This is a genomic window from Janibacter sp. CFPM2_SD2 (genome assembly GCF_057364645.1).
Map to the genome: position 1 here is coordinate 1 of NZ_JBNFOF010000140.1, position 8503 is coordinate 8503.

9 protein-coding genes are annotated in these 8503 nt (G+C 71.6%); 3 read left to right on the forward strand and 6 right to left on the reverse strand.

Features of this window, described 5'->3' with window-relative positions:
• Nucleotides 1-87: 87 nt before the first annotated feature.
• Nucleotides 88-369, forward strand: coding sequence for a helix-turn-helix domain-containing protein (locus tag AC2W7J_RS12725; RefSeq protein ID WP_485982818.1), 282 nt, complete (start codon nt 88-90; stop codon nt 367-369).
• 98 nt (nt 370-467) lie between these two features.
• On the opposite strand, the gene AC2W7J_RS12730 is transcribed toward AC2W7J_RS12725, so the two are convergent.
• The 3 genes from AC2W7J_RS12730 to AC2W7J_RS12740 all read right to left on the reverse strand — a co-directional run bounded on the left by AC2W7J_RS12730 (nt 468) and on the right by AC2W7J_RS12740 (nt 3030).
• The gene (locus AC2W7J_RS12730) at nt 468-1322 is read right to left on the reverse strand and encodes an ABC transporter permease (RefSeq protein ID WP_485982820.1); all 855 of its coding nucleotides are present in this window, start codon (nt 1320-1322) and stop codon (nt 468-470) included.
• A complete protein-coding gene (locus AC2W7J_RS12735; protein WP_485982821.1) occupies nt 1319-2284 on the reverse strand; it encodes an ATP-binding cassette domain-containing protein in 966 nt (321 codons plus the stop codon). The genes AC2W7J_RS12730 and AC2W7J_RS12735 overlap by 4 nt, the downstream gene beginning before the upstream one ends.
• A 95-nt stretch (nt 2285-2379) precedes the next feature.
• The gene (locus AC2W7J_RS12740; protein WP_072623463.1) at nt 2380-3030 is read right to left on the reverse strand and encodes a DedA family protein; all 651 of its coding nucleotides are present in this window, start codon (nt 3028-3030) and stop codon (nt 2380-2382) included.
• A 93-nt stretch (nt 3031-3123) separates the two neighbouring features.
• Between AC2W7J_RS12740 and AC2W7J_RS12745 the strand changes: the two genes are divergently transcribed.
• Nucleotides 3124-3747: a TrmH family RNA methyltransferase gene (locus AC2W7J_RS12745; protein WP_485982823.1), complete on the forward strand. Its 624-nt coding sequence runs from the start codon at nt 3124-3126 to the stop codon at nt 3745-3747.
• A 3-nt stretch (nt 3748-3750) separates the two neighbouring features.
• Here the strand turns inward: AC2W7J_RS12745 and AC2W7J_RS12750 are convergent, their stop codons facing one another.
• From AC2W7J_RS12750 to putP, 3 genes are all read right to left on the reverse strand, one after another.
• A complete protein-coding gene (locus AC2W7J_RS12750; protein ID WP_485982825.1) occupies nt 3751-5382 on the reverse strand; it encodes a hypothetical protein in 1632 nt (543 codons plus the stop codon).
• Nucleotides 5379-5894 carry a SigE family RNA polymerase sigma factor gene (locus AC2W7J_RS12755; protein WP_485982827.1) on the reverse strand — a complete coding sequence of 172 codons (516 nt, stop codon included), beginning with the start codon at nt 5892-5894 and terminating at the stop codon, nt 5379-5381. The genes AC2W7J_RS12750 and AC2W7J_RS12755 overlap by 4 nt, the downstream gene beginning before the upstream one ends.
• Before the next feature lie 91 nt (nt 5895-5985).
• Nucleotides 5986-7512, reverse strand: coding sequence for a sodium/proline symporter PutP (gene putP, locus AC2W7J_RS12760; protein WP_485982829.1), 1527 nt, complete (start codon nt 7510-7512; stop codon nt 5986-5988).
• 77 nt (nt 7513-7589) lie between these two features.
• Between putP and AC2W7J_RS12765 the strand changes: the two genes are divergently transcribed.
• The coding region (locus AC2W7J_RS12765; protein ID WP_485982831.1) for an aminotransferase class I/II-fold pyridoxal phosphate-dependent enzyme at nt 7590-8503 on the forward strand (914 nt) is incomplete at its 3' end.

Here is an 8503-nt window from a genome sequence, read left to right on the forward strand (position 1 = left end):
GGGCACGCCGCACGGGGTCGCAGCCGCGAGGCCGCTGCCCGGGGCGCGTGAGGTCCTGCGCCCCCTGCACGCCCACCCGTGGACGGCGTGGGTGCAGGACCGCTTCCCCCGAGGGGGGCGGCGCTGCACACGCTCGAGCCGGAGGAGCCCGAGGGCGGCGACCCGCAGACCCTGCTCGCATCGCTCACGCTCACCGAGCAGCAGGTCGCCGGGCTCGTCGCCGACGGCGCGAGCAACCGCGAGATCGCCCAGCGCCTGCACCTGAGCGTCAAGACCGTCGAGGGCACCCTGACGCGGGTCTACCGCAAGTCGGGCGTGCGCTCGCGCACCCAGCTCGCCGCGCTCGTCCTCGGCCACGGCCCTCGCTGAGCACCCACACGTCGGGGGCGAGCGGGTCGAGGTATCCGCGACCGTCTATCTGGTCGGTGGTACCTCGATCCGGGGTGGCGGACCTGGGCTCGGCTCCCTCAGTCGGTCGTGCGGGCGTTGAAGGCCCGCAGGGCCAGTGGCGCGATGACGAGCGTGATGCCCACCGACCAGATGATCGTCGCCAGCTCGGGGTGGTGCAGCGGCCACGGGGCGTCGGCGCGCAACGGCTGACCCGCGACGCCCCAGTTGTCACGCATCGCCTGACTGAGGGCTGAGATGGGGTTCCACTCGGCGACGGTGCGCAGCCAGCTCGGCATGACGTCGGTCCGCGCGAAGGCATTGGACAGGAAGGTGATCGGGAAGATCGTCGTGAACATCAGACCGTTGACCGCTTCGACCGAGCGCATCGCCGACCCGACGAGGATCCCGATCCAGATCATCGCGAAGCCGAAGAGCAGGAGCAGCCCGTAGCCGATGAGCGCGTTGACCACGCCGTCGTGCAGGCGCCACCCGATGAAGAGCCCGGTGACCGACATGACCGCGACGCCGATGCTCGAGTGGATGAGCGCGGCGATGCTGCGCGAGATGAGGATCGACGAGCGACGGATCGGCAGCGACCGCAGCCGGTCGACCATGCCCTTGCCGATGTCGGTGTTGAGCCCGATGGCGACGATGAAGGCGCTGAAGGCGATGGTCTGCGCCATGATCCCGGGCAGCAGCCAGGGCTTGTAGTCGACCCCGGGGATCTGGATCGAGCCCCCAAAGACATAGGCGAAGAGCAGGACGAACATCACTGGCTGGATCGTCACGTCGGTGAGCATCTCGGGCTGGCGCTTGATGTGGGTGAGGTTGCGGCGCACGAGGGTGGTGATCTGGCGGACCCGACCGGCACCGACGGGTGTCGGGCTCGTGTGCGGGACGGCGATGGAGCCGGTGTCGCTCCGGGCGGTCATGCCGGTGCCTCCTGGTTGGTGGACTCCTCGGCGGCATGGCCGGTGAGGGAGAGGAAGACGTCGTCGAGGCTCGGGCGCTGCATGCCCAGGTCGTCGACGTCGATGTCGGCCCCGTCGAGGGCGCCGGCGATGCGGGTGAGGTCGGCGACGCCGGCGCCGGGCGCGGTCAGCCGGCGGGCGTCCGCGTCGACGTGGACCTCGCCGACGCGTCTCGCGGAGAGCTCGGCGGCCCGGGCCACCTCGTCGTGGCGCGAGACGGTGACGACCAGGCTCGTGGCGCCGGACTGGTCCTTGAGCTCGAGCGGGGTGCCCTGGGCGATGATCCGGCCGTGGTCGATGACGCAGATGCGGTCGGCGAGCTGGTCGGCCTCGTCGAGGTACTGGGTCGTCAGGAGCAGCGTCGTGCCGTCACGCACGAGGTCGCGCAGCACGTCCCACAGCTCGACCCGGCTGCGCGGGTCGAGACCGGTCGTCGGCTCGTCGAGGAAGAGCACGGACGGGTGGGCGATGAGGCTCACGGCCAGGTCGATCCGGCGGCGCATGCCGCCGGAGTAGTCCTTGACGACCTTGTTGCCCGCCTCGGTGAGCGAAAACCGCTCGAGCAGGTCGTCGGCCCGCCGGCGGACCTCACGCCCGGGCAGCCCGTAGAGGTCGCCGATGAGCCGCAGGTTCTCGCGGCCGGTCAGCAGGTCGTCGACCGTCGCGGACTGGGCGGTCAGGCCCATGCTCGCGCGCACCGCCTCGGGCTCGGCGACGACGTCGTGGCCGGCGACGCGAGCCGTTCCGCGGGTGGGCGTCGCGAGCGTCGTCATCATGCGCACGGTCGTCGTCTTGCCGGCACCGTTGGGCCCCAGCAGGCCGAAGACGGTGCCCTGAGGGACCTCGAAGCTCACGTCGTCGACGGCGACGAAGTCGCCGAAGGTCTTCACCAGGCCGGAGGCCTCGATCACGGGTGCGGTCATGTCGGTCCACGCTAGGGGGCGGCACCGACAACGGACAGTGGTTTTCCCTTCGAGGCACCCATGGCCGGGCCCGGGGCCCGAGGGAGCCCGGGTGGCTACTCCAGGGTCTCGACGTCGATGTGGTCGTCGGGGTCGTGGCTGCGGCGCACCGAGCGCCGCCACATCCACGCGACGACCCCGAGGGCGGCGAGGACGATGAGGACGTAGACGACCTTGCTGATCGGGTCCATGTACTGCTCGACGAGGTGGTAGCGGTCGCCGAGCTGGAAGCCGATCCACACGAAGAGGGAGTTCCAGATGAGCGAGCCGGCGGTCGTGTAGCCGAGGAACTTCGCCACCGGCATGCGGTCGATGCCGGCGGGGATCGAGATGATGCTGCGGATCCCGGGGACGAAGCGGCCGAGGAAGACGGCCTTGGGCCCGTGCTTGGTGAACCACGCGTCGGCCTTGTCGATGTCGGCGACGTCGACGAGCGGCATCCGGTGCGCGATGACCTTGAGCCGGTCGATCCCGAGCGCCGCGCCGATGCCGTAGAGCAGCAGCGCGCCGGTGACCGAGCCGAGCGTCGCCCAGAGCACCGCCTCGACGATCGAGTAGCGGCCCTGCGCGGCGGTGAAGCCGGCGAGCGGCAGGATCACCTCGCTGGGGATCGGCGGGAAGACGTTCTCGAGGAAGATGCCCAGCGCGATGCCGGGGCCCCCGATCCGGTCCATGAGGTCGAGGACCCACTCGACGATGGTGTTCATGCGGCCCTTCCGCGGCGGTGACGTCTACGGTGGGGGCCCGTGAGCACCCCGGATGATCATGCCAAGGCTAGGGGCGGACCCTCCGCGCAACCTGTGAGCCACGGCGTCGGTCCATGGGTTGGTGAGTGGCCCGACGACCCGCGCCTCGACCCCGAGCTGCTCCGCGACGGCGACCGACGCAATGTCGAGGACCGTTACCGCTACTGGTCCCACGAGGCGATCACCGCTGACCTCGCCGCCCGGCGCCACTCCTTCCACGTGGCGATCGAGAACTGGGAGCACGACTTCAACATCGGCTCGGTCGTGCGCACCGCCAACGCCATGGGGGCGGCCGCCTTCCACATCGTCGGCCGACGGCGCTGGAACCGGCGTGGCGCGATGGTCACCGACCGCTACCAGGTGGAGCACCACCATCCGTCCGTCGCGGACTTCGCGCAGTGGGCGGCGACGGCGGGCGAAGGGGGGACCCCCCTTCGCGTCATCGGCATCGACAACGTGCCGGGATCGGTCCCCATCGAGACCCACGACCTGCCCCGCGACTGCGTCCTCGTGCTCGGCCAGGAGGGCCCCGGGATCTCGCCGGAGATGCTCGAGGTGTGCGAGGTCGTGCTCGAGATCAGCCAGTTCGGCTCGACCCGCTCGATCAACGCCGGCGCGGCCGCGGCGATCGCCATGCACGCCTGGGTGCGGCGGCACACCTTCGGCCAAGTGCCGTAGTAGCTACTGCACCGTCATCCCGGGCGAAGGGAGTGGGGCCGGCTCCTCCGTGGTCCTGAGCGTGATCGCCGCGACGAGCACGGCCAGCAGGACGCCGACGATCACCGCCACCGTTGCCGACGTCACCGCGCCGGGGCGCACACGGGGCCTGACGACCACGAGGACCATGCCGGAGAGCAGCGTCAGCACTCCGGCCAGCGCCACGGCGGTGAGCCAGGGGTGCCACGACCACCACGACGTGCGCACCCCCAGGCGGTGCCGGGTCACCTCGCCGTGGATCGCGGTCTGCGCGACGCTCACCCCGTCGACCTGGAGCGCGGGGTCGATCACCATGAGCGCCACAGGCGGGTCGCTGCGGGTGTCCAGCGACATGATGCCGAGCCCGCCATCGCTCCAGACCGTCACGTCGGGTGCACTGCTCAGCCGCAGCGGCCGCCCCGCACCCTGGTCGGCCAACGGCTGCGGCGGCTTGTGCGTGCGGTCGTGGACGAAGGGGGCGGACGTCGTGATGTCCGGGGTGATCGCCCACGCCTGCTCGTCGGCGCCCGGGCCCCAGGCCACGGACAGGCTGTGGCCGTCGCGGGTCGTGCCCAGGAGGAGATGACGCTCGTCGGGGACCACCCCCTGGAGGAGGCCGATCCGGTCGTCGTGGGACTTCACCGCGAGCCATGTCGTGCCGGGGGCGGGCGCCCTCGTCGACGAGTCCTTGATGACGGTGTCCACCTCGACGAGGGTCGTCGTCTCGGTCCCCGGGTCGTCCTGGTTCGGGCAGACACGCACGTCGAGCAGGCGGCGCTCGTCGAGCCACCCGGCGAGGCCGCTGCTGCACCACCCGCCATGACCCAGCAGTCCACCGGAGGGCTCGACCACGACCTGGGCCACGACCTCGGCGCGCGTGTTGATGACCGTGACCAGTCGGCCCTCCTCGCCGACGCACGCCACGGCCACGCGCGGGTCGCCGGCGCCAGGTCGCCAGTGGAGCTGCGCTCCCGGCCCCGCGAAGCAGGTCCCGCTGACGAGGTCCCGCGTCTCGGGCTCGGCGCCACCCAGGACATTGCGCTGGTGGGTGCGCGCTCCGGTGGTGACGTCGATGATGACGAACCGCGGCCGCGTCCCGTCCGCGGGTTGCTCGAAGGCCGCGAGCCACCGTCCGCTCGGGTCGAGCGCCGGCTGGGGCACGAGGTCCTCGGCACGTGCGCCCTCGTCCGCGACGATCTGCTGGGGCAGCAGGTCCGGTAGCGACCACAGCGACCCGTCGGGGCGAAGGGCGAGCCAGCCGCCCCCGTCGCCTCGGGTCCGCGAGTGCATGACCGCGGTGAGGGGCACCCCCTTCGCAGGAAGGGGGTCGACGTCACCGGGGTCGACCACGCGCTGGGGGTATCCGGTGACCGCGACGGGCACCTCGTCGGGGGAGGGCTCGGCGGGGGCGGAGTCGCTCCTCCCCAGCCCGCTGACGGCGGCGATCCACACGAGAGCGGCGGCGGCCGCGACGGCGGTGAGGGACGCGAGGACCCGGGTGCGGCGCTGGCGGATGAGGTCAGCGCGACCGGCGGTCCAGGCGTGCTCCGCGAGCCCCTCCGGGACGCCGTCGACCTCCTCGGCCAGCTCGCGCAGGGCATCGTGCAGAGAGCTCATGACGTGGCCTCCTCTCGCTCGAAGGTCGCCGCCAGCTCGGGGGCGAGCTCGCGCAGGCGCTTCAGCGCATGGCGGGTCTGAGACTTCACCGTGTTGGGGGAGCAGCCGAGGACCGCGGCCGTCTCGACCTCGGTGTGCTGCTCGTAGAAGCGCAGGACGAGCACCGCACGCTGGCGGGAGGTGAGGCGCATCAGCGCGTTGCGGAGCACGACGCGACGATCGGTGTCCTCGAAGGCGTCCCCGACCGCGGCCTCGTGGCCCGTGGGCTCACCGACGACCCGCGGTCGCACGGCGCGTCGGCGCCACCCGTCGATCGCCCCGTGGTGGAGCGCTCGGCGCACGTAGGCCTCCGGGCTGCCCTCGCCGGACACCCGATCCCAGTGCCGGGCGAGGCCGGTGAGAGCCTCCTGCAGCAGGTCCTCGGCGTCGGCGTGGTGACCCGTGAGCAGCCACGCGATGCGCAGCAGGGCGGTGCCGCGCTCGCGCACGAAGTCCTCGAAGCTCTCGTCCACCACCCACCCCCTTCGTCCCGAACAGCAAAGATCCCACCTCCGTGCATCTCATGACGCACGAAGGTGGGATCCGGGTGGAACCGCTGTCGGCTCAGCCCTGACGGGTGAGGTCGACGTCGCCGCGACCGTCGGAGAGCTCGCGCTCCATCCGCTCGAACTCCGCCTGGATCTCCGGGTCGGTCGACGGCTTGGCCAGCGAGACGACGACGGCGACGAGCAGGTTGAGCGCGAAGCCCGGGACGATCTCGTACATCCGGTCGCTCAGGCTGTCGATGTTGCCCCAGACGAAGACGGTGACCGCGCCGACGACCATGCCGGCGAGGGCGCCGGTCGCGGTGAGGCGACGCCAGTAGAGCGCGAGCAGGACGATCGGGCCGAAGGCCGCACCGAAGCCGGCCCACGCGAAGGCGACGAGCTCGAGGATCGCCGAGCTCGGGTCGAGCGCGAGCACCAGACCGACGAGCGCGACGACGAGGACGCCGACCCGCCCGTAGAGGAGCAGCGCCGTGTCCGACGCCTTGCGGCCGGTGAGGTTGACGAGGTCCTCCACGAGGGCGGAGGAGCACACGACGAGCTGGCTCGACATCGTCGACATGATCGCGGCGAGCACGGCCGCGAGGACGAAGCCCGCGACGAGCGGGTGGAAGAAGACCTGCGACAGGAGCAGGAAGACGGTCTCGGGGTCGTCGATCTGCTTGGCCGGGTCGGGGCCGTTGAAGTAGGCGACGCCGATGAGCGCGGTCGTGATCGCGCCGAGGGCGGTGATGATCATCCACGTCGTGCTGACGATGCGGCCGTAGTGCGCGTCGGCGGAGGTGCGCAGGGCCATGAAGCGCACGATGATGTGCGGCTGGCCGAAGTAGCCCAGGCCCCACGCGGCCGTGGAGAAGATGCCCAGCGCGAGCAGGGCGGCGCCGTCGTCGCCGGCGAAGAGGTTGAAGGCGTCGGGGTTGACCGCCGTGACCCCGTCGACGATGTCGCCCGGCGAGCCCATCTTGAAGACGGCGACGATCGGCACCGCGACGAGCGCGGCGAACATCAGCAAGCCCTGGGCGACGTCGGTGAGCGTCGCGCCGAGGAAGCCGCCGAAGAGCGTGTAGAGGAGCGTGACCGCGGCGACGAGCAGCACGCCGTGCAGGTACTCCCAGCCGAAGGAGCTCTCGAAGAACTTGCCGGCGGCGACCATGCCGGAGGAGACGTAGAAGGTGAAGAAGGCGAGGATGACCAGCGCGGCGACGATGCGCAGCAGGTTGGTCCGGTCACGCAGCCGGCGCCCGAAGAAGCTCGGGATGGTGATCGAGTCGCCCGCGATCTCGGTGTAGGCGCGCAGGCGGGGCGCGACGAACTTCCAGTTGAGCCAGGCGCCGACCGTCAGGCCGATGGCGATCCACGACTCGATGAGGCCGGAGGCGTAAATGGCGCCGGGCAGGCCCATGAGCAGCCAGCCGGACATGTCGGCGGCGTTGGCGGACAGCGCCGCGACGGCCGGGTGCAGCCCGCGCTCGGCGAGCATGTAGCCGTCGATGTTGCGAGTGCGGGTGTAGGCGTAGTAGCCGATCGCGAGCATCGCGGCGAAGTACACGGCGATGGCGATGAGCTGATAAGTCGTCTCCGACACGGGAGTCCTCTCTGGAAGGTGTGGCCGGGAGACAGTACACCCGGACGTGGCCCGTATCACAGTGCGACCATGACCGCATGACGTCTCCCTTCGCCCCCTCCACCCGGTCCGCGGTCGCCCCCTTCGAGGTCATGGACGTCCTCGCCACCGTCGCCCGGATGCGCGCGGAGGGTCGCGAGGTCATCTCGCTGTGCGCCGGCGAGCCGAGCCAGGGTGCGCCCGGTCCGGTCCACGAGGCCGCGGCGGCGATCCATGCCGAAGGGAGGTCCCTGGGCTACACGCCCGCGCTCGGCACCGCGGCGCTGCGGTCGGCCATCGCCGGCCACTACCGGCGGTGGTACGACCTCGACGTCGACCCCACCGAGGTGGCGGTGACGACCGGCAGCTCCGGTGGCTTCGTCCTGTCCTTCCTCGCGGCCTTCGACCACGGCGACCGGGTCGCGCTGGCCCGGCCCGGCTACCCGGCCTACCGCAACATCCTCGCCGGGCTCGGCTGCGAGGTCGTCGACATCGAGACCGGGCCCGCGGAGCGCTACCAGCCGACCGTCGCCCAGCTCGAGGCGGCGCACGCGCGGGCCCCGCTCGCCGGGCTCGTCCTCGCCTCGCCGGCCAACCCCACGGGCACGATGGTCGACCGTGGTGAGCTCACGGCGATCGCCGCTTGGTGCAGCGCCCACGGCGTGCGTCTGGTGAGCGACGAGATCTACCACGGCGTCACCTACGGCACCGGCCCCGACGCGAAGGGGGTCAGCGCCCGCGAGGTCGACGAGCACGCGATCGTCGTCTCCTCCTTCAGCAAGTACTGGGGCATGACCGGGTGGCGCCTCGGCTGGCTCCTCGTGCCGCAGGACCTGCGGGCCGCGGTCGACGCGCTCGCGGGCAACATCGCGCTCTGCCCGCCGGCGGCTGCCCAGGAGGCGGCGGTGGCGGCTTTCTCGGAGGAGTCCTACCGGCAGTGCGAGGCGGCGCTCGTCGACTTCGGCCGGGGCCC

What these genes read in the sequence shown, in the direction of transcription:
- AC2W7J_RS12730 (WP_485982820.1), bottom strand. Translation starts at nt 1,322, where the DNA reads ATGACCGCCCGGAGCGACACCGGCTCCATCGCCGTCCCGCACACGAGC.
- AC2W7J_RS12735 (WP_485982821.1), bottom strand. Translation starts at nt 2,284, where the DNA reads ATGACCGCACCCGTGATCGAGGCCTCCGGCCTGGTGAAGACCTTCGGC.
- AC2W7J_RS12740 (WP_072623463.1), bottom strand. Translation starts at nt 3,030, where the DNA reads ATGAACACCATCGTCGAGTGGGTCCTCGACCTCATGGACCGGATCGGG.
- AC2W7J_RS12750 (WP_485982825.1), bottom strand. Translation starts at nt 5,382, where the DNA reads ATGAGCTCTCTGCACGATGCCCTGCGCGAGCTGGCCGAGGAGGTCGAC.